The 1,242-nt window shown below is 61.0% G+C and carries 2 protein-coding genes; both read right to left on the bottom strand.

Annotated features, from left to right (window positions below):
* Window positions 1-932: IS3 family transposase (locus tag C1Y63_RS12395; protein WP_106016750.1), on the bottom strand; the 932-nt coding region annotated here is incomplete at its 3' end.
* A partial coding sequence (locus C1Y63_RS12390; RefSeq protein WP_233195717.1) for a transposase occupies window positions 929-1,242 on the bottom strand: 314 nt, incomplete at its 5' end. The genes C1Y63_RS12390 and C1Y63_RS12395, both read right to left, overlap by 4 nt.

The following is a 1,242-nucleotide window of genomic DNA, read 5'->3' as shown; positions in this document are numbered from 1 at the left end:
TCCTCCCGGCCACTGGAAGACTCCAGCGACGCGATAAACGCCAGCTCAAACTTCGCAGGCGACCGCCCGCCCAACGCCTCCTGAGGACGCCGGCAGTTGTAGGTATCCAAGATCCACCACCGCACCTCACGGAACACCTCATCACGGGTACGGAACCCACCTGTGGCGTAGACATTGTTTTTCATCACGCCGAAAAACGACTCCATCGCCGCGTTATCCGCACTCGATCCGACCTGACCCATCGACTGCACCAGCCCATAGGCCTTCAGCACACGCAGGTACTTCTTCGACCTGAACTGGCTACCACGGTCCGAATGCACCACGCACCCAGCCGGCACGTAGCCACGGGTAGCAATCGCATTGTGAACAGCCTGCACCGCCAACCCGGCAGTCATACGCGGCCCCAACGCCAGACCGACAATGGCCCGCGAGTAGGCGTCTTTCACTGCACAGACATACGCTTTCCCCTCGTCAGAGGAGTATTCGGTGATGTCGGTGAACCACAACATATCCGGGGCGTCAGCCTCGAAATCGCGGCGCACGAGATCAAGACCGACACCAGTCTCCGGCTTCGGGTAGCTGCGCGGCTTTGCTTTGATCTTGGCGCGGATCCCATGGGCGATACGCGCCCGGTTGACGGTGGAATCACTGATCTTCCACCCACGCTTTTCCAGCAGGTCACGGGCGATCATCCGGGCGCCCCACTTAGGCTCGGCCAGGGAGTGTTCCACGATGACCTCGTCGCGTTTCGCTCGCTTCTCAGCGGATTGGCTTTGTTGGCCGTCGCGGTGCCGCACCCAGGTGCGGTAAGACAGCGCATCGCAGGTGATGCCACGTTTTTCGACCTTGGGTAGGGCGTCGGACAAGATTCGGCAGGTGTAGTGGGCAGGTGCCCCCTCCTCGCGGAGTTCGTCGACGAGGGGGTACATCATTTTGGGGAGATGTCGAACTTCGTCGCGAAGTAGCTCGTGGCGTGTTCAAGGACCTTGACCTGCCTTTTCAGGCGTGCGATTTCGGCCTGGAGTTCACGTTCCCTGGTGGTGAGTTCACCATCTTCTGCGTTGGGGGTCTTCTGCCCAGTGTCGATGAGGTGCTGTCGCCACCAGGTCTGCTGGGTGGCGCGGGAGGGGCCGTGGGCAGCGGTGATTTGGGAGTGGGTGAGTCCTGCTTCGAGGGCTTCGATCACGAGTGCTTTGATGTCGTCGCTGTAGCGGGGCATAGGGGTTCCTTGCGGGGTGTTGA

This window comes from Corynebacterium sp. 13CS0277, from assembly GCF_002994655.1.
GTDB lineage: Bacteria > Actinomycetota > Actinomycetes > Mycobacteriales > Mycobacteriaceae > Corynebacterium.
This window is presented reverse-complemented; position numbering and strand designations above follow the sequence as displayed.